Genomic DNA, 20,100 nt, shown 5'->3' on the forward strand with positions numbered 1-20,100 from the left:
TTGAACAAACTAAAGCATCTGGCGATCATAATGGACGGAAACGGAAGATGGGCGAAAAAACAAGGCTTCATGAGAACTAAAGGGCACGAAAGCGGCGCAAAGGTAGTTGAGGATGTTTGCGGGTTTTGCATTGAAAAAGAAATTGAAATTTTAAGCCTTTATGCCTTTAGCACAGAAAACTGGAAACGTCCTGAAAACGAGGTTAAATTTCTAATGGATTTGCTTTTAAAATTTCTTATTTCAAAGCGAGAAATTTTTGTCAAACACGATATCAAATTTAAATCTATAGGCGACATAAGCGCCTTTAATGCGAGATTGAAAGAAGAGATAATAAACCTTGAAAACCTCACGCAAGAAAATAAAAAACTAAAGCTAAATTTAGCCATAAACTACGGCGCAAAAGATGAAATTTTAAGAGCTTTCAAGAGGCTAAACGAGCAGAATTTGGAGTTAAACGAAGCGAATTTAAACGCTTGTCTTGATGAGAGCGAAGCGATCGATCTGCTTGTGCGAACGGGAGGAGAGCAAAGACTTTCAAATTTCATGCTTTGGCAGGCAAGTTACGCAGAGCTTGCTTATACAGATACTTTCTGGCCTGATTTTACGAGTAGTGAGCTAGGTGATATAGTTGATAAGTTTAAAAATACAAAAAGAAGGTTTGGTGGATTATGATAGCGATATTTTATTTTATTTTAGGTGCAGCAATAGGCTCTTTTGGAAATGTTTTGATATACAGAATGCCGCTTGGACAGAGCATAAATTTCCCTGCATCGCACTGTCAAAGCTGCAAAACGCCACTTAAATTTTATCACAATGTGCCAATTTTATCATGGCTCTTTTTGGGCGGCAAATGTGCATTTTGTAAAGAAAAAATCAGCTTTCAGTACCCTTTAGTGGAAATTTTAAGCGGAGTTCTTATGGTGCTTGCGTTTTTTCACGAAACATCAAATGCTCAAATTTCAGATATTGATTATATGCAGCTTCTAAAAGCTCTTATTATCGGGGTTTGTTTTATAATTTTACTTTGTCTTAGTGCCATTGATTTTAGATACAAAGCCGTTCCGGATCCACTTCTTTTTACAAGTGTGGCTTTTGCGATTATTTATTCGCTAGTGCCTGCTTTGGGATCATACAAAGGCTTTGAGTTTAACTTTGATGGAGTTATAAGCGCTGCTATTTTTATGTTTGCCTTTTGGCTGTTAAGATTTGTCGTAAGCCTTGCTATGAAACGCGAAGCTATGGGAAGTGCCGATATATTTATAGCCGGAGTTATGGGAGCGATTTTAGGTATCAAGCTTGGTTTAATGGCGATATATGTCGCGGCTATTTTAACTCTGCCTGCTTATATGGCGGTTAGAAAAAGAGGATATGAGCTACCTTTTGTACCTTTTTTAAGCCTTGGGCTGCTTACGGTTTATGTTTTTAAAGCTAATTTTTTAGAGTTTTTAGAGTATTTATATGGGTAGAGTAAGTAGGTATCTTTTTACGAATTTCATAAGCACTTTCGCTTCGCTATTTTCGACTCTATTTCTCATTATGTCGATTGTATTTTTTATACAGATCGCGCGCATAACTTCATATATAGAGATAACATTTTTTGAGCTATTTAAGCTGTATTTGTTTATGTTGCCGCGCGTGCTTTTATTTACTATTCCCATAGCGTTTTTCGTATCTTTAGCGATGACGCTTTTTAGACTATCTAAAGAAAACGAAAGTATTGTTATATTTACCCTCGGGCACTCGCCAAATTTTATAGCTAGGTTTTTTATCATTTTAAGCGGTCTTGTTTCGGCATTTTTACTTATAGTTGCGATAGTTTTGATACCTACTGCCGTTGAGCTAAACGAAAATTTTATAGAATACAAAAAAACGGTCGCCAAGCTTAATCTAAAAACAACTCAATTCGGACAAAAATTTTCAAACTGGATGGTCTATATACAAAGCGAAAAAAGTGATGATAACGGCACGACATACGAGAGAGTTACTCTTTATTCTCCTCAAGCGGGAGCTCAAAGAGTGATCATAGCGGATAACGCAAAGATCATAAACAACGCTTCGAATTTAGAACTTCAGCTAAATAGCGGCAAAATTTACGATATCAAAGACGACGTATGGCATCAAGCGGACTTTAAATACATGAAGCTTCATACGTTTTCAAACGACAACATATCAAAAACACTCTCGTTTATAGAGTATTGGAAAGATATCAAAACCAACAAAAAAAGAGCCAAAGATTTTGCAACTTTTACTTTGATCGCCCTGTTTCCGCTTGCGACCACTTTATTTGCCATAAGCTTTGGGGTGGTTACGTACAGATATGAAAAAGGCTTTATATATTTTGGAATTTTTGGTGTACTGTTTGTTTATTTTGCGCTTATCATGCTGCTCTCATCAAAGGCGATGATAGCGATACCATCGGTATTTTTGCTATTTTTAATAAGCTCTATTATATTTTATAAAAAGAAAATCGTTAAGAGATATTAGCTTGAAGATAAAACTAATATTTAGTTACGACGGGTCTAAATTTCAAGGCTCTCAAACCCAACCGCACGAAAACGGTGTAGAAGACATCTTAAGCTCGGCTTTAGCACATGTAGGAATTTTTGGCAAAATCATCTCAAGTTCAAGAACCGATAAGGATGTGCATGCAAATAATCAAGTCGCATGCGTAGAGTGTGGCGAGCATTTTAAGGACTTTAAAAAGCTTGCAAATTTAATCAACCGTCACGCTCATCCGCATATTCACATAAAACAAATTTCAAAAGTAGATGAAAGCTTTCATCCGCGTTATGACGCTAAATTTAGGCAGTATCGATACATCATCAACCATGGCGAATTTAGTCCATTTTTAAGTCAGTATTATACATTTTTATTAAAATTTGATCTAAAAAAAGCCAATGAACTTCTTGCGCTCTTTATCGGAGAGCACGACTTTAGCGCATTTATGAAGCTTGGAAGCGAAGTAAAAAGTCCGGTGCGCAAGATAACAAAAGCGTTTTGCTACTCTCGTGGAGAAAAAACCATCATAGTTTTTAAGGCAAACGGATTTTTAAGAGCTCAAATTCGCCTTATGATAGCTAGCGTTTTCAAGGCTTTAGAGCTTGCTCAAATCGGCAAATTAAATAAAAACGAAAGTAAAATTACTAGATATAGTGAAATTTTGCGCACTAGTGACAATTTAAGCAACAATACCGATACAAATTCTATCCAAGATGAAAATTTCAAAAAAGCAAAAGAGCTTTTATGCAAGGCGATTTACGAACAAAGAGCCATTACTCGCATGCCCGCACCGCCAAACGGGCTTTATTTAAATAGAGTTTTTTACTAACTGCTCAAAATCAATTAAAAAGCAAAGTTTTATCTAAAAAGCCAAATTTACAAAATCTCCCTTTGTCCTTTGGCATTAACAGGACTTAGCACTCCCATTTGTTCCATCTGCTCGATTATCGTTGCAGCTCTATTATATCCTATCTTAAGGCGCCTTTGAAGGTAGCTGATGGAAGTTTTTTGCTCGCTTAGAACAATCTCTTTAGCCTCTTCGTAAAGCTCGTCAAGCTCGCCGGCAAGAGCCTCGCCGGAACCTTCGCCGCCGGAGCCTGAAGTTGCGCCGTCTTCTTTTAAGAATTTCTCGTCATAAACAACTTCTTGCTGCTCTTTTAAGAAATTCACTATCGTTTCTATCTCTTTTTCGCTAGCAAACGGCGCATGAAGCCTGATGATACCCGGGCTTCCGGGAGGCGTAAATAGCATATCGCCTCGCCCCAAGAGGCTTTCAGCGCCCATTTGATCAAGGATTACCTTACTGTCGATCCTTTGCCCTACTCTATAACTGATACGACTTGGCAAATTTGCCTTTATGAGACCCGTTACCACATCCACGCTTGGTCGCTGAGTAGCTACGATTAGGTGAATTCCGCTTGCCCTAGCCATCTGTGCAAGCCTTCCGATATACAGCTCCACATCCTTGCCACTTGTCATCATAAGATCTGCTAATTCGTCGATGATAACCACTATATAAGGAAACTGTTCGCCGCCTTCGGCTTTCATCTTTTCGTTATAACTCTCGATATTTTTCGTGCGAGTATGGCTCATAATCTTATTTCTGCGCTCCATCTCGGCAACCATATTTGCAAGCGCGGTGATAGCCTGTTTGGCTTGAGTGATAACAGGAGTTAAGAGGTGCGGGATATCGTTATAAATGCTAAATTCAAGCATCTTAGGATCTATCATCATAAGGCGCAGAGTCTGAGGGCTATTTCTATAAAGCAAGCTTAAAAGCATGGCGTTTATGCCCACGCTCTTACCGCTTCCGGTGGTTCCCGCTATAAGAAGATGCGGAAGCTTTTTAAGATCGGTGATAAAAGGCGCCCCTACTATGTCTTTACCAAGCGCGATAGTAAGAGGGCTTGAGGCTTTTTTATAAATTTCGCTATCTAAAATTTCTTTTAGATAAATCGTCTCGATATTTTGGTTTGGCACCTCTATACCCACCACATCTTTGCCGGGGATTGGCGCTTGGATACGGATAGTCTGAGCGCGCAAAGCCATAGCAATATCATCTTGCAAGGTCAAAATTTTACTCACCTTTATATGCGGAGCCAAACGAAACTCAAACGTAGTAACGATAGGTCCCGTATAAGTGCGAACCACATCGCCGTCTATCTTAAATTTACGCAATTTATCAAGCAGATCGGATATCTTTTGATCGATCTCAACTTCATTGAAATTATGAGAGCGCTTTGGTGGATCGTTTAGAAATTTAAGAGGCGGAAGCACAAAATCCTTTGGTTTTTCAATCTTGCCTTTTTCTATCTCATCAAGAAGCTTTTTGTTTTCTGCCACTTCATTTAAAATTTCAACGCCGTTTATGGTAGATATATTTTTACTGCCGATATCTTCGGTCTCTACATCAATAAAATCTGCTAAATTTTCACTATCGCTATCTTCATTATCAGCGATATTTTTATCTTTTATCTCTTTTTTTTTGGCTTTTTGTGTGGATTTTTTCTGAGTTATCTGTCTTGGCTGCTCAAATTTATGATCGGCATAAGTATCTCTTGCGGTAGGTTCTACAAAAGCTTTTTTTAACACTACCGCTATATTTTCTTGAGCTATCAGCCCAAATGCAAGCACAAAAAGCATCACTATAAAAACCCATGAGCCTATCACTCCCACTACATCTTTGAGTGCGTTTATACAAAAACCGCCTATGATACCCGCTTGAGTGGAGCTTGAAATAGCTTGAAACATCAAAAATGCAAAAAATAAAATAACAAGCCCAAGCACAAGCTGAGCAAAGTCAAGATTAAATTTATTAAAAAATTTATATACGTAGTAGGCAAAAAATATCAAAGCAAACGGATAAATATAAGCTATAAAGCCAAATAGTTCGTAATTTACTTCACCTAAAATTTTACCGAAGCTTCCTACGAAATTTGCATCAGGAGCTATCGTGGCAGCTCCAAAAAACATCAAAAAAAACACAACTATAACTAAAATCGACTCTCGTAAAATCTTAAATCCTTTATTTAAAAGTCTGATTATAGCGTAATTTTACATATAGTTTAAGAGACTTAGTTGATTTACCTTTGCAACCGACTGAAGCATTGCTTGATAACTCATTACCTTTTGCATCAAATTCATATAGGTTTTTCCGTAGTCGGCATCTATGACTTCTGACTTAACTGTCTGGACGTTTACCGAGAGGATTCCCGCTCTTAAATTCGTATCTTTTAGCGAGCTAGAAATCGCTCCTACTTTCGTATGAAGCTTATTTACATGATCAAAGATGTGATCTACTCTTTCGATAGCTCCTTGGATTCCGGAGTTTCTAGGATCAGGACCGTTTGCGTCAGCCCTATACTGTCCAAGCCTAACAGCCTCTATCATCTTATCAAGATCGGCAAATATATCAACGCTTGGCTCATCTAAAGTAACGCCGTTATTTGCAGAAAAAGTAAATACCGAGCCCACGCCTTGAGACGTAGCGGGAGTATTTCCGGTGCTATCTCCTGCGAATTTATCCGAATTTCTATTATCAAAAATTCCAATTTCTATAGAAGTATTTGCATTTTGCATATCGGTAACTTTTATCCTGCCTCTATGATCCATGTTTACTTCAACGCTTCCTTGTGCCGCTTTTATGCCTTTTTGATACTCTTCATAGTCGGTATCTACGGTAGGAACGTTATCGCTAGCAACCATAGCTATGATATCATTTATCTGCCTAAAAGTAACGTCTTTAGCAGGCGTTCTAACACCTTCTGTTTGATTTGTAACAGGGTTATATCTACTATCCCATATAGGAGCTTGATAATCCACAACCGTTCCGTCAGGCCTTGTGTGAGATATGGCTACATTGGCATTGGCTCCTACTAGCCTTATATTTACCGAATACTCCACTCCGCTCTTTGATTTGATCTTCATCTGTATATTTTGACCGTCGATATTGTATTTGCCTTTTTCGCCGTCATATAAATTTTTAGTTCCCGCAACTTCGCTTAAAGTCGTCTTGTCCGTAGCATAATTACCCGTCGCTCTTGAAATCTGCGAAACGGTTCCTATTACATGTTTTCCTTCGTTTTTAAAATTTACTTTATCGTAATCAAAAGCATTAGACTTGCTACCATCTAAATTTGTGTAATTACTCTTTACAAATTCGGTTATCACAAAATCATTAGGATTGGCGCCTTTAAGAGCTTTCAGGTCTTTCATGCTATTAATGGCGTTAAATGCATTAGAAGCGTTGTTTATATTTGCATTAGTTAAAGAATTTACGTCCGCAATCTTTGCCGTAGCGCCTATCATATGAAAATCAATAACCTGATTTCCTTTAGTTAGATCTTTTATGTTAATTTGTCCCTGGTTATTTATCGTAACTTCTACGGCTTTGCTATTTGGTGTGTTGCCGTATTCGGTGCCTATTTTTTCTAGCAGATCTTTTATGGAAGCATCGGAAGTCATTTGAAATTTGCTCGTAAATGAAGTTCCGTCAGGCTTTTTGCCTTGAAGGAAAAAAGTTGTATTTTGAAATTTCTTAGCATTTGGTCCGACAAAGTCAAGATCCGAAAGCCCTGTTTCATCTTTTAGATAGTTAAAGCCTATCATGTTTTGAAGCTTACTCTCTTCATTTAGGTATCTTACGTTATCTTGTCTGTTAAGTATGCTCTGATCGGTTAGTGAAACATTGGCGCTTAAAAGCTTGTTGTAATCCATATCTCTACCCAAAAATAGCTCGCTTCCCGTTAGATTATAAGGCAAATTTACCTTCGAGCCTCCAACTACGTTCATGAGCTGAGAATTTCCAAAATACTCATTTGTAGTTCCGTTGATAGGCTTAGTGTTTATGGCGCTTCCCGAAAACAAAAATTGTCCGTTGATTGATGTGTTTGCGATATTTACAAGATGATTTTTTATGCCTTGCAGATCGTTTGCAAGAGCTTCTCTGGAGGTCTTTGAGTGATGTTGATTACCTGCTTGAACGAGCTTTGACTTAAACAGCTCAAGCTTTTCTTTAAAATCCTTTAAAGATTTATCGGTATTTAAAGAAAAACTGCTTGCTTTAGATGTAGCGTCCTTTATCTGCTCAAGAGTTGCAACTTCATAATCAAGCCTCATTCCGTCATTATAGATACTGCTATCTTCAAAGGAATTTTGTATCTTAAGCCCGCTTGAAATTTGAGTATTTAGCCTATGAAGCTCTCTCATGTTTGTTTGATAGTTGTAATTATCATTAAATTTCATCATCTGGTTTGTAATTCGCATCGCCAATTCCTAATTAAATTTTAATTAAACTTTAAAAGCAAATAAAGTTCCAACGTGCAAAATATCGTCAAAATCTAAAATTTATTTAGTTTAGAGTATCATCTGTTTTTAAATTTTAATTTCAAACCATAAGGCATCATGATGAAAATTTTGTTTTCCCCAAGCGAAGCCAAAACCGCCATAAAATCTACGAAATTTATGAACAAAGATAGCTTTATATTTCCAAATTTATATGAAAAAAGAATGGAAATTTTAAACGCTTATAATGAATTTTTAAAATCCGCTTCAGAAGATCAAATTTTAAAGCTATTTGGATATAAAAAGAGCGATGAATACGATGATCTAAGAGAAGATATTTTTAAAAGAAGCGTTATAAAAGCGGTCTTAAGATATGAAGGAGTTGCATATAAACATTTAGATTATAGAAACTTAGATAAAGACGCTCAAAATTTCATAGATAAAAACGTGCTCATATTTTCAAATTTATATGGTGGCGTACTGGCAGGCGATGAAATAGTAGAATACAAACTAAAACAGGGCGAAAAAATAAACGGACTAAATATAGAGAAATTTTACAAAGACAACTTCTCAAAGGAGATTGACGCATGGATAGGCAATCAAGCGGTTTTAGATCTTCGCGCTGGATTTTATGAAAAATTTTATAACATTAAAGTTCCTTTCGCCACATTTAAATTTATAAAAGACGGTAAAGTCGTTAGTCATTACGCTAAAGCATACCGAGGAATAGTGCTAAAAGAGGTTGCCAAAGCAGATATAAAAACAATTAAAGAACTTGGGAAACTAACGATAAATAACTTAATGCTAATTGATATCAAAAAAAGTGGCCTTAAAAACGAATTTTTGGTGGAAATTTTATAAAAATCGTAAAATTGTGCCTTTTTTATTAAAAAAAACTTATTTTTGTTCAAATTTAGCTTAAAAAACTATTGTGTTTTTTTAAAAAACGTTGTAAAATGCGATTATATCACTTCTTAAAAGGATGGTTCTATGAAAAAAGCTGAATTTATTCAAGCTGTTGCCGACAAGGCTGGTCTTTCTAAAAAAGATTCTCTAAAAGTTGTTGACGCTGCTTTAGAGACAATCAAAGAGGCGCTTACTGCTGGCGGTAGCGTTAGCTTTATAGGTTTTGGAACTTTCAGCACAGCTGATAGAGCTGCTAGAAAAGCAAGAGTTCCTGGAACAAAAAAAGTAATTGATGTTCCTGCTAGCAAAGCTGTCAAATTTAAAGTTGGCAAAAAACTTAAAGAAGCTGTTGTGGCTGGTGCCGGCAAAAAAGGCAAAAAGAAATAATTTCTTTTCATAGAAGCTCCTTGCGGAGCTTCTTATTTATCCAAATTTTAAATATTCTTTCAAAATTTAATATATCTTTTATCTCTTTTAGGTAAAATACAATTCTTTTTTGGCCCGAGTGGTGAAACTGGTAGACGCGCCAGACTCAAAATCTGGTAAGGGCAACCTTGTGTCGGTTCGAGTCCGACCTCGGGCACCATATACTCTTTTATAATCCTTTACAATTCAATAGTTTTGTTTTTTTACAAATGCCGATATTATCGCTATTATCTTCTTTTTAGCTTAAGCATAGCTTAATAGAAATGATAATAAACAATTATATATGTATTTTAAAAAACTATATAAATTTTTTAATTTTTTGTGTCATTTTTTGATGTTTTCAGAATCACTATAATTAGATGTAATTCAAAAATTACAAGAGGTGAAAAATGAAAAAATTTCAAGAGATCGATCAATGGATCGAAAAACAAAACAACAAGAAAAATATAATTCTGCGTCTACCAATACCCAGACACGACAGATTCAAGCTAGAAATTTCTCCAAAGCAGAAGAAGATGATAAGGCTATACAGGTACGGAAATGAAAAAGTACGCTATATGAAAATAGGTGAATATCCTTATATGAAGTTTGAAACAGCATATAGAAAAAGAATAGAAATTTTAAATCAGCTAGAAGAAACGGGATATATAATAAAGCAACTGATTACTTTACAAGAAGCTTATAAAAAATTTCTTGTGTATGCTCAAGATATTCTAAAATTCAAAGCCGGCACTTTACGAAGTTATCAAATAAGGGTATCTAAACATATACTACCCTTAGAAATAGCATTAAAACCAATCGATGATATTGAATTAAATGAGCTAAAATTTGATATTTTCAATGAACCTGAGAAATATCCTGCCGCAAATGTTAAACTATTTTACATACTACAAAATATTTTTCTATTCGCCAAAAAGCAAGGATATATCAAAGAGAATATTTTAGAAAATTTTAACTTTTCAAAACACTACGAAACTCCTTCCAGAAGAAACTCAAAACATCATCAAAAGATTATAAATCAAGTTGATCTTGAAAATTTTTTAAAATCTGTAGCAAATTCAAAAATCAACATTAGAAAAAAGATACTTATATTTTTTACGCTTGAGACTGCTTTGAGATCGATGAACCTATTTAATCTTAAATGGTCGGATATAAATTTTGACGATAGTTGCATTTATATACCTAAAAATAGAATGAAGACAGAGAAGTGAACTGAAAATTCAAGACAAAACTTTATTTTACCAATCTCTAAAACAGTGTTAAAAATTCTCAAAGAATTAAAAAGGCTTCAAAAGCATGAAGGCATATATATATTCAGGAATTGCGGATCAGCAGATTAACTATTTTCTAACAAAAATATCAGGTATCACAAAACACGGACTAAGAGGAACCTTTAGAACTTTTGCTATGAAAAAACAAATGGAGCATCGAATTCCAAATTATATTATCAAAATGTACTTGTATCATATTCCTGCAATGACGGATGTAGAAGCTGCATATCTCGAACTTAGATACGACGATCATGAAATTCAAGATATGCTATATGTGCTATGCAATTGGTGGGATCAATATTTAATCTCCTTATATGACTTTTCAAAAATTATATAGGAGATAAAAATAAGAAAGTAATAAAAAGAAACTAAAAAGAGTTGGATGTCTTTTAGCGCTGGGCGCTCAAGAAATCATCAAGCAAAATACTTTGAAATAACCCATAAGCTTTGAAAAATTTAGCTGTTTTATAATAAAGATATCTAAAGAGGAGCTAAAAGCCTGAAAACAAGAGTATTAAACAACTCATTTTGTGAAGCAAAATTAAGATATGGATAATCAAAAATAAAGATATAAAAACTACAGATACTGAAAGGTGATAACAGTACTAATCAAGAGGGGATTGATTCATGGGAATCATAATTAATCAATCTTCAATAAAAGAGGTGACAACCGCAAATTTTGCTCTAGAAAAATCTGCTCTTGAGACCAAAAAACTAAAGAAGAAATCTTAAAAACAATAAAAGAGATGGATCAAAAAGCAAGCGAGATCACAAAATATATCGGAATAAAAACAAACGCTTGGATTAAAAATACAATAGTGACTAAAGACGAAATCGTAAAGTCGCAAAATTCTTTCATTGAGACAAACATGGCAATAAAAAATACAATGCCGACATCAACTATCGTTGTACGCATTCTAGGTGGAATAGCTATAGTTTGAATGGCAGCATCTTTTTAGATTATAACTATAGCCATTAAAAGCCTAAATTTTTAAGCAAATTCAATAACAAAAAGAGCAAATTAGAAAGCTTGAAATAGATTTAGAGACAAAGAAAGAACAGATTTATAATATCAATCAAATAGACAATAACATATCAATTTTAACAATAGCCATAGATTCTATCAGAGATATAATGGAGCATGGTATGATTGATTACTTATATGTTAAAAATTTAATGTCAAAATTAAAGTTCACAAGAGATAATTATCACTCTTGTGTAATATTTTAAACCATCAACTAAAATCAAACTATACGCACCTTGGAAGTTTAAGCTTTAAGAATTCAATCGATACAACATATCTTATTGTAAGAGAGTCTGATCAATTTGAAAGAGAATCTATCATCTACGGATGCAAAACAGAAAAAGCTTGCACAGGAGGCAAGCCTATTAGAATTAGCATAGAAGTAAATAAATTAAAAGTCAATCTCCGAAACACTGGAGTCAACTTCGTAAACATTAATAAAAATAAATTAAATTATTAACCAATATACTTAATATTAACTGAAAGTTATTATTTTACAGTTTTTTTGAAGATATTTTTTTAAATAAAAACAGCAATATAGGGCTTATAGATATTTACTCCTATTCTTTTCATAAAAAAAATTAAAAATTTACTAAAAAAATAAACAAAAAATTAATATATAGTTAATTTTAAGAAACTTTTGGTATATTTATATCTTCTTTATTCAATTAAAACAAATCATTAAATATCGAACTAATTGTACTTTATTTTATACAAAGGATAAAAAAATGGGATTAACCAACAAAGATATAAATTCGCTTTATTTAACGCTTTATAATAGAGCACCAGAAAAAGAGGGACAACAATACTGGCTCAAAGAGGCAAACGCAAAAGGAATGTCTATCGCCGACACTGCTAATGCAATGCTAGACACCCAAGTGAGCAAGGATTTTTTCAAGGGTAAGGATAGCTCAATAGATTTTATAGATCATATATATAAAAATCTTTTGGGTAAAGATAAAACCGTAGATCCCGAAGGAGTAGCTTTCTGGGCTAGCCATATCGATAATGGTATGAGCAAAGGCGAAGTTGTAGTAAACATGCTAGATGCTGCCGAAAATCAGATATTTGCATATCCTGCCGCTAAAAAGGCACAGCAACTTTATCATAATAAGCTAAAAACAGCCGAATGGACGAGCAAAGTGAGTACAGGTGTTCCTGTAATAGATAAAGATGGGAATCCACTTCCGATAAACGAACAAATAAAAGGGTTTGTTGCAATTGGGCAAAATGTAACATCTGATATGAATGTATTGGAGATGATTGGAATGGTAGCACTTATGTCATCAATGAACGATTTTCAGCATGATTTCATAGACAATGCTTTGATACATATAAAGAATCTATTTCCTGAAATCAATCAAGAAAAAGCACATAACGTGCTAGAGCTAGGGAGAGTAGGTCCAATAGATTCTAATAAAGATGGTGTTTATGAGGTAAGTCCGGAAGAGATAACATCAATGATAAAAGAACAAGCCAAAGGTGCTCCATTATTAACCGATGTCTGGAATTCTATTATAGGCTCTCCACAAAAAGTCACAAATTTGTTTGGATATGAAAATGAAAATCCTGACACAAACTCAAACGATACAAATATCAAACTTTCAGGCGTACTAACCAATAACACCGATGATGGATTTGCCTTAGTAGGATAAATAAAACAAAGAGGGTTGATCTTATCCTCTTTGTTTTAGTGACTGCATTTAAGTGGTTTATTAAAATAATAGATATATTATAGTTGACTTCTTTAATATTTTTTGATATCACCGTGTTCAAGTTTTTTTGAAAAGTATCAAAATATATAATTTCAAATGCATTTTAAGATGTTTTGATCTTAGGTATCATAAAGTCACATATCTAACAGCAGTTTTATACCATAAAATTATTTTTATAAAACAAAATATTTATTAATATATTTTTGCTAAAACATTAACTAAAAATAAATACAAATAAAAGGAGCAGGCGTGCATATGAATCAATCTAAAATTTCAGCCTTATATATAAGTATATTTGGTAGAGCTAGCGAAGGATCTGGTAATAAATATTGGCAGAATTTAGCATTAAAATATAATTTGAACTATTATGAACTAGCCAACTATATGCTAGAAACACAGCCTGCAAAAGAGTTCTTTGGTGCAAAGATGAACAACAATAAGTCTTTTGTAGAACATATATACAAAACAACATTAAACAAAAATCCCAATCAAGACATTGACGGAATTAACTTTTGGACGAATAACCTAAACAAAGGTGTAAACAAAGGAACTTTGGTCTCTGAAATTTTAAAAGCAGTACTTGATACCAAATATGCAAATTCACCAGATGCTACCACCAAAGAAGCTCATAACCTACTTATAAACAAGATAGTTGCTTCAAACACAACAGCAGATATGGTTCAAAATTTACCAAACGGCAATAACCTACAAGAGCAATTAAAACCTTTTGTAGGCATAGCAAATTCTATAAAAGCAAATTTTACAGCACAAGACATCAAAAACGTGATAAACGACACTAAAATATCATCATTAGATAGCAACATTAATATAGATGCGGTATTAGCAAGCAATAGTAAGGATAAGATATCAAAGGAAATACTAGAAGGCAATTCACAAACTGATAGCAACAACCCAATTATAAACGATACTCCAACAGAGGAATATTATCACTATTCAAGCAAGGGCCATAAATTTTATGTATCATATATGACCCCAGATGGACCTGAACCTACACAAGTAGTAAGACAATATTCAAAAGATTATGAGCAATTTCTTGAAAATGTATTAAAAGAAGCCGAAAACAAAATAAACTATGGAGAAGATGAAGCATTTGTTCAAAGAGGAAAAGATTTATATGTGTTTCTTGATGATGATAGCAACATGAAGGTATCTTTAGGGGATGTATTGCTTAAATTTCCGAATAAAACAGAAGCTGATATACGAAGCCTACCACAAGATGATGTTGCGTTTGATTTTGTAAAAGCATATAGTGAAACCATAGATACGATTGCTCCTGAAGTTATAGCACCAATACATAAATTTGTATCCAACACAAGATTTAACTCTGATAAAATTTATTTTACACAAGGTAAATACAAAGATGTTAATTTATTAGATTTAAAGGATGCCGGTATAAGCACATCTAAAAGCTTTATAGATACCAGAATGCAAAGCCAATACTCTAATGAGCAAAAAAACTTTTTAGTTCAAACACTAAAAGAGCTATCGTCTAAAATAACAGTGCACGATATATCAATATTTGAAACACCATATAAATATATAGGACAATCTCTAGTACAAAAAAATAATGATAGCTACTATTTGCTTGATTTTGACGGAAGCGGTTCTGTAACAGATAACGATATCCTGATAAAATTTGCAAATACACCGATATCATCACTTGTTTCACGAGAATTTTTCTACGAGACAAAACCAAATGGATATTACTCAAGCATACAACATATACTGACTAATGATTTTATCACAATTGAAAATAAAATAGACGCCTTGAACAATCTTCTGGGACAAAGTAATGTAGAGGCGGACTTTATACACTTCTAATTTAATCTTTATTGCAGTATGTCTACCATACTGCAATAAATTAATTACTCATTTGCTTTTTGATAGTAAGAAATTATCTTGTTATGGATAATCAAAGATATATAAATAATAGCTCCGCCAATGACAAGACGAACAATGTCTGCGTCTTTATGCCAAAATACTAAATTTACAATAATCGCAGCAGGTATAAGCGCGTTATTCATGATTGCCAAAGTGCCGCTATCAACCTCGCAAGCACCTTTGTTCCACATAAAATACCCAAGTCCGCTAGCTCCGACCCCAAGCCATAGAAGCACTAAAGACTGAGTCGTATCAAGCGAAATTTTCTCAAAATTTCCAAACATGCCAAACGCAAATCCCGTTACCAAGCAAGCTCCTACAAAAAACCATCCAAAAAGACCCTTTTGTTCGTTAAATCCTTTATCTTCAAGCAAAAATTTATACGCACTCTGTCCGACTCCAAAGCATAAATTCGCACCCTGAACCATTAAAAATCCAAGCCAAAAGTTGCTATTTATACCGCCGTATTTGATAATAAAAGCTCCCAAAACCGCAACCGCAACGCTAAGCAGATAAAGCGGTCGCAAGCGCTTAGCAAAAAGATCATAAACCACGCTCACATAAAAAGGTGTAAATATCGTAAAAAGCGCCACCTCAGGCACACTTAGATACAAAAATGAGTTATAGTAAAAGATATACATAGCTCCTATTTGAATAGCGCCGATAAGTGTGATTTTAGCGTATATGGCGGCATTTTTTGTCTCAAATTTCATAAAAGGCAAAAAGACCAAAAGCGCCAAAACAACACGCGAAAATGCCGCAAAATAGCTATCTACTCTACCTGCTAAAAACTCCCCTATCAAACTAAAGCTAAAAGCCCAAAGCAATGTCACAAAAACAAGTTTATTCACCGATTATCCTTAATAAATTTTAAAATGATAATAAATTAGCCTTAAATCTAGCTTCCCGCTAGCTTTGATCAAATTTCAAAAACTCCCTCATCATGCAAGCTCCACTAGCTCCAACATACTTTATAAGGCTTAAATTTTTAAAATTTATCCCGCCGATAGCGTATGTTTTGATGTTTAAATTTGCACAAATTTCTTTTAAAAATTCTAGTCCTCTAGGTGGCGTACTCTCATGACTTTTGGTTTTAAAGATATGTCCCGCTACGACATATTTTGCACCTAAATTTTGTGCTAGAATGGCTTCATCAAGAGAGTGAACCGAAACTCCGATAGTTAAATTTTCATTTTTAACCAAGTCTCGCTTGGTTTTTGTCTCGTTAAATTTCAAAAACTCTCCAAAAGAAAGGTGTAAATTTTTAATTCCAAGACTTAAAGCAACATCCAAATGAGTATGCAAAATAAGCCTAGTGCTTGAATTTTTAGTGATTTTTAGCACCTCTAAGACCAAATGTTCATACTCGCACTCATCCAAGTCCTTTTCTCTTAAGATGACAGCATTTGGCTTTTTTTCGCTAACTATACGCGATAAATCGCCTAAAAAATCGCTACTTAAGTGCCTATTTGTAACACAAATGAGCTCAAACATAGATGTGATTACTCATCACAGGTTGCAGATTAAGCGCTAAGATATCTTTATACATTTCATCCACTCCACGAGTATCGTCTATCTCAAACTGCTCATCGCCTCTTTTGACTCCATCCAAGTGAGTGCCGACTCCAACGCTAACTCCTGCTGAAATTTTGCTAGCGGCTACTTTTATGATACCGTTTCTAAATTTGGCATTCTCGCGCGTTGAGATCGTGATATTAGCAAAAGGAAGAAAAATTCTATAAGCGCAAATTACCTGAAAAAGGCTTTTTTCATCAACTTCGCCCGCATTTATTTCGCTTTTATTTTTAGCAGGTCTTAGTCGAGGGCAGGATATAGCGATTTCTGCATGCGGGTATTTTTGCTGAATGAAATTTGCATGAATCGCCGTCGCAAAGGCATCTTTTCTAAAGTCATCAAGCCCAAGCAAGGCGGCAAATCCGACACCTCTCATTCCTCCCATAAGGGCTCTTTCTTGAGCGTTAAAGCGATAAGCAAAGCTCATCTTTTGTCCACCGATATGAACCTTGGCGTATTTTTCGGGGCTATAAGTCTCTTGAAACACTATCACATAATCCACGCCGCACTCATGCAAGTATGCGTATTCATCGGAATTTAGCGGATAAATCTCAACTCCGACGTTGCTAAATACTTTTGCAGCCTCCTTGCAAGCTTCGCCGATATAGTTTAAATCGCGCTTCTTAGCGCTCTCGCCTGTAAGGATTAGCACGTCTTTAAGCCCGCTTTTTGCGATACTTTCAAGCTCTGTTTTTATCTCGTCTATCTTTAGTCTTAAGCGCGAAATTTTATTATGCGAGCTAAATCCGCAATACACGCAGTTACTGTCACAAAAATTTGAGATATAAAGCGGAGTAAAAAGCTCAATGCCGTTTCCAAAATGCCTTTTCATCTCACTTTGAGCGCGCGCCGCCATCTCTTCTAAAAACTTGCCAGCCGCAGGACTTAAAAGCGCACGAAGCCCTTCTACATCGACACGACTCATACCAAGAGCTCTTTTTACATCAGACTTCGTATAGCCCTCATACTTGTAGTTTTCACGCAAATTTAAGACACGATTCATCAAGCTTTCATCTATGCGCTGCATGCCGTCCATATAGCTCATCACGTCAAAATTTTTCACGCCCTACTCCAAAAATCCGCTTAGCGGGCTAGACGCTCTTGCCGCTTCGCTAATCTCGCCAAGCCCCGCCAGATAAGCAAGCCTGCCAGCCTCAATAGAGAGTGCAAAAGCTTTTGCCATCGCTCGCACATCTCCTGAAGTTGCTATAGCGGTATTTGCCATCACGGCAGCGCAACCCATCTGCATAGCCTCGCAAGCCTGAGCGGGGCTTCCGATACCCGCATCAACTATCACGGGCAGTTCTATCTCATCTATTAAAATTTTGATAAATTCACGAGTGGCGAGTCCTTTATTTGTGCCGATAGGCGCCCCAAGAGGCATCACACAAGCAGCACCCGCATTTACAAGATCGCGAGCCACGTTTAGATCAGGATACATATAAGGCATTACGACAAAGCCCAAATTCGCAAGTTTTTCCGTCGCTTTTATCGTCTCGTAGTTATCAGGCAGCAGATATCTGCTGTCTTTTATACACTCGACTTTAACGAAGTCGCCACATCCAAGTTCGCGCGCAAGCTTTGCGATACGCACGGCCTCATCTGCATTTCTGGCCCCTGAAGTGTTTGGTAGGATAGTGATATCTTTTGGGATAAAGTCAAGTATATTTTCACTTCCGCCTTCATTTACTCTGCGAAGCGCGAGCGTAACGATCTGAGCTTTTGCGTCTTTTATCGCAGCCTCAAGTAAAGATAGAGAAAATTTGCCCGAACCCAAGATGAAGCGAGAACTAAATTTATGTCCGCCAAGCTCTAAAAAATCATCTTTCACGCACGCTCCTTTTTTGCTCTTTGCAAAGCCAAGTTTAGCACCAAATTCGCCATCATGCCCGCACATATATTTACTCTTGGGCTCATTATTCCATCTTTCATATCGCTTGTTTCATCACCGCAAACATAAAATTTTTCACTTACTTTTCGCACTTTCATCTCTCCGCTAAGTCCCGACATTCCGCTACTTGCTATAAACACGCTATCTAAATTTGCAAGCACAAAATTTGCAATCATAGCCTTTTGTTCGGCGCTATCAAACGCTTCGCAAATCACGTCAAAGTTTTTTAAGATTTCTTTTGCGTTTTCAGCGGTGATCTTAGCCTCTATCGCCTCGATTTGCACTTGCGAAATACTTTCCAAAACTTCTTTAAGTGCGACTACTTTTGGCTTGCCAATATCTTTTAGAAAGTAGTGCTGGCGGTTTAGATTGCTTAATTCAACCGTATCAAAATCAATTATCGTGAGCTTCTTAACGCCCGAACGCACAAGCATAACGGCTAAATTCGAGCCTATCCCGCCCGCTCCGCAAATAGTGATATTAAGCTCGTTAAGAGCGTCTGTAGCGCCCGCTACATTTCGGCTAAACATTTTATTCATCAGCCGCCGCCCACGAAGCAGACTATCTCTACCCTGTCGCCGTCATTTAAAATAGTATCAAATTTATCTTTTGGCAAAATTTCGCCGTTTAATTCGGCTACAACTTGCTGGGATTTAAAATTTTTACTTGAGAGAAAATCTTGCAAATTTCGCCCTATAAATTCACTCTCGTCTTTGCCGTTTATAATTAGCATATTTTGTCTTTGGATTAAATTTGCATCAGAAGTAGCGCATCTTCCTACGTCGGCATTATCCGCTTCAGGTTTAAGGGTCTAAGGCTTGCACCTAATCTCAGCTAACGCTCCCCTGACACATGCGTGATTATAACTTAATTTTTTAAATTTGCCGCTTGGCTACAAGGTATTAAAACAATGTAAACTTTATATTGATTTATTATTTAATAAGTTATATAATCACTTATTATCACAAATTTATAGGAGGTTAAGATGAAAAACGGTCTGTTTTATATAGTTTTAAGCTCATGTCTGATTTTATTTGCAGGGTGTGCCGGAGGAAATTCTCCTGAAACAAGCGTAAAAATGATGCAAAATATCATCCTGTCTCCTGTTGATAGCCAAAACAAGACAATATATATAAATTCCAAAAATATAAGCGGCGAAGAGATAGACTTACAAGAGTATCTCAGCGAAGGACTTAAATCAAAAGGATACAAGATAGCAAATACAGCAGAGGATGCAATGTTTGTCCTTACAACAAGCGTAGTTTCGTTTGAAAAAAAGAGAGATACAAAAAACAAAAAAGAGGATTACGGTATAGGCAAAGCGGTTAAAACCGAAACAAATTCAGCCGTAAAGCAAACAAACAAATCAGCCGCCGATGTCGTTTCAAATATCAGTTCGTCGTTCGTAGACAGTATAATGGATAATTTTTCAAGCGGCATGGTCTATGAGATGAAGGTTGATATATTGGTGAGTCAAAATAGCAAAAACAAACAAATAGACAAAAAAACTTACACCATAGGCACGGCAAACGGGAGCATGAAGCCTCAAGATGCTATAAAGGCACTTGAAAGCAAAATAGCAAAACAGATAGTAGGCATATTCTGATA

The 20,100-nt window shown here is 35.5% G+C and carries 18 protein-coding genes, 1 tRNA gene, 2 pseudogenes and 1 riboswitch; of the genes and pseudogenes, 12 read left to right on the top strand and 9 right to left on the bottom strand.

What is annotated here, in order from left to right; genetic code table 11:
- From uppS to truA, 4 genes are read left to right on the top strand one after another with little or no spacing between them, the layout of a single operon-like run.
- On the top strand, nt 1-672 hold the full coding sequence (uppS, locus tag CDOM15925_RS07800; RefSeq protein ID WP_169942828.1) for a polyprenyl diphosphate synthase: 672 nt from the start codon (nt 1-3) through the stop codon (nt 670-672).
- Entirely contained in the window at nt 669-1,466 is a 798-nt protein-coding gene (locus CDOM15925_RS07805; protein ID WP_169942830.1) for a prepilin peptidase, read from the top strand. The genes uppS and CDOM15925_RS07805 overlap by 4 nt, the downstream gene beginning before the upstream one ends.
- Nucleotides 1,459-2,484, top strand: a complete 1,026-nt coding sequence (locus CDOM15925_RS07810) for an LptF/LptG family permease (protein ID WP_169942832.1) — start codon at nt 1,459-1,461, stop codon at nt 2,482-2,484. The genes CDOM15925_RS07805 and CDOM15925_RS07810 overlap by 8 nt, the downstream gene beginning before the upstream one ends.
- A 1-nt stretch (nt 2,485) precedes the next feature.
- Nucleotides 2,486-3,328 carry a tRNA pseudouridine(38-40) synthase TruA gene (gene truA, locus CDOM15925_RS07815; RefSeq protein ID WP_169942834.1) on the top strand — a complete coding sequence of 281 codons (843 nt, stop codon included), beginning with the start codon at nt 2,486-2,488 and terminating at the stop codon, nt 3,326-3,328.
- A 47-nt stretch (nt 3,329-3,375) separates the two neighbouring features.
- Here the strand turns inward: truA and CDOM15925_RS07820 are convergent.
- The 3 genes and pseudogenes from CDOM15925_RS07820 to CDOM15925_RS07825 form a co-directional block, all read right to left on the bottom strand.
- Nucleotides 3,376-4,845, bottom strand: a pseudogene (locus tag CDOM15925_RS07820) (DNA translocase FtsK); the annotation flags it as partial.
- A 312-nt stretch (nt 4,846-5,157) separates the two neighbouring features.
- Nucleotides 5,158-5,472: pseudogene (locus CDOM15925_RS10270) on the bottom strand (DNA translocase FtsK 4TM domain-containing protein); the annotation flags it as partial.
- 81 nt (nt 5,473-5,553) lie between these two features.
- A complete protein-coding gene (locus CDOM15925_RS07825) occupies nt 5,554-7,764 on the bottom strand; it encodes a flagellin N-terminal helical domain-containing protein (RefSeq protein WP_169942836.1) in 2,211 nt (736 codons plus the stop codon).
- A 141-nt stretch (nt 7,765-7,905) separates the two neighbouring features.
- Here CDOM15925_RS07825 and CDOM15925_RS07830 point away from each other — a divergent pair, with 141 nt between their 5' ends.
- The 7 genes from CDOM15925_RS07830 to CDOM15925_RS07865 all read left to right on the top strand — a co-directional run bounded on the left by CDOM15925_RS07830 (nt 7,906) and on the right by CDOM15925_RS07865 (nt 14,966).
- Nucleotides 7,906-8,643 (top strand): YaaA family protein, encoded by a 738-nt coding sequence (locus CDOM15925_RS07830; protein WP_169942838.1) that lies wholly within the window; start codon nt 7,906-7,908, stop codon nt 8,641-8,643.
- A gap of 129 nt (nt 8,644-8,772) precedes the next feature.
- On the top strand, nt 8,773-9,075 hold the full coding sequence (locus tag CDOM15925_RS07835) for an HU family DNA-binding protein (RefSeq protein WP_169942840.1): 303 nt from the start codon (nt 8,773-8,775) through the stop codon (nt 9,073-9,075).
- 112 nt (nt 9,076-9,187) lie between these two features.
- A tRNA-Leu gene (locus CDOM15925_RS07840) sits at nt 9,188-9,274 on the top strand.
- Nucleotides 9,275-9,503: 229 nt separating this feature from the next.
- The gene (locus tag CDOM15925_RS07845) at nt 9,504-10,325 is read left to right on the top strand and encodes a tyrosine-type recombinase/integrase (protein WP_169942843.1); all 822 of its coding nucleotides are present in this window, start codon (nt 9,504-9,506) and stop codon (nt 10,323-10,325) included.
- A gap of 85 nt (nt 10,326-10,410) precedes the next feature.
- The gene (locus CDOM15925_RS07850) at nt 10,411-10,722 is read left to right on the top strand and encodes a hypothetical protein (RefSeq protein WP_169942845.1); all 312 of its coding nucleotides are present in this window, start codon (nt 10,411-10,413) and stop codon (nt 10,720-10,722) included.
- Between the two features lie 1,415 nt (nt 10,723-12,137).
- Nucleotides 12,138-13,064, top strand: a complete 927-nt coding sequence (locus CDOM15925_RS07860) for a DUF4214 domain-containing protein (protein ID WP_169942849.1) — start codon at nt 12,138-12,140, stop codon at nt 13,062-13,064.
- A 315-nt stretch (nt 13,065-13,379) separates the two neighbouring features.
- Nucleotides 13,380-14,966 carry a DUF4214 domain-containing protein gene (locus CDOM15925_RS07865; RefSeq protein WP_169942851.1) on the top strand — a complete coding sequence of 529 codons (1,587 nt, stop codon included), beginning with the start codon at nt 13,380-13,382 and terminating at the stop codon, nt 14,964-14,966.
- Between the two features lie 44 nt (nt 14,967-15,010).
- Here the strand turns inward: CDOM15925_RS07865 and CDOM15925_RS07870 are convergent, their stop codons facing one another.
- From CDOM15925_RS07870 to thiS, 6 genes are read right to left on the bottom strand one after another with little or no spacing between them, the layout of a single operon-like run.
- Nucleotides 15,011-15,877, bottom strand: coding sequence for an EamA family transporter (locus tag CDOM15925_RS07870; protein ID WP_169942853.1), 867 nt, complete (start codon nt 15,875-15,877; stop codon nt 15,011-15,013).
- A 58-nt stretch (nt 15,878-15,935) separates the two neighbouring features.
- On the bottom strand, nt 15,936-16,520 hold the full coding sequence (locus CDOM15925_RS07875; RefSeq protein WP_169942855.1) for a thiamine phosphate synthase: 585 nt from the start codon (nt 16,518-16,520) through the stop codon (nt 15,936-15,938).
- Nucleotides 16,513-17,646, bottom strand: coding sequence for a 2-iminoacetate synthase ThiH (gene thiH, locus CDOM15925_RS07880; protein WP_249934716.1), 1,134 nt, complete (start codon nt 17,644-17,646; stop codon nt 16,513-16,515). The genes CDOM15925_RS07875 and thiH overlap by 8 nt, the downstream gene beginning before the upstream one ends.
- Before the next feature lie 21 nt (nt 17,647-17,667).
- Complete coding sequence (locus CDOM15925_RS07885; protein WP_169942857.1) at nt 17,668-18,498, bottom strand: thiazole synthase; 831 nt, start codon at nt 18,496-18,498, stop codon at nt 17,668-17,670.
- On the bottom strand, nt 18,429-19,031 hold the full coding sequence (thiF, locus tag CDOM15925_RS07890; protein ID WP_169942859.1) for a sulfur carrier protein ThiS adenylyltransferase ThiF: 603 nt from the start codon (nt 19,029-19,031) through the stop codon (nt 18,429-18,431). The genes CDOM15925_RS07885 and thiF overlap by 70 nt, the downstream gene beginning before the upstream one ends.
- On the bottom strand, nt 19,031-19,225 hold the full coding sequence (thiS, locus tag CDOM15925_RS07895; protein ID WP_169942861.1) for a sulfur carrier protein ThiS: 195 nt from the start codon (nt 19,223-19,225) through the stop codon (nt 19,031-19,033). The genes thiF and thiS overlap by 1 nt, the downstream gene beginning before the upstream one ends.
- Before the next feature lie 24 nt (nt 19,226-19,249).
- Nucleotides 19,250-19,349: riboswitch (TPP riboswitch) on the bottom strand.
- 128 nt (nt 19,350-19,477) lie between these two features.
- On the opposite strand from thiS, the gene traT reads away from it, so the two are divergent.
- Nucleotides 19,478-20,098: a complement resistance protein TraT gene (traT, locus tag CDOM15925_RS07900; protein WP_169942863.1), complete on the top strand. Its 621-nt coding sequence runs from the start codon at nt 19,478-19,480 to the stop codon at nt 20,096-20,098.
- The last annotated feature ends 2 nt before the right edge of the window (nt 20,099-20,100 follow it).

This window comes from Campylobacter sp. RM15925 (assembly GCF_012978775.1).
In the GTDB taxonomy this organism is placed as follows: domain Bacteria; phylum Campylobacterota; class Campylobacteria; order Campylobacterales; family Campylobacteraceae; genus Campylobacter_A; species Campylobacter_A canis.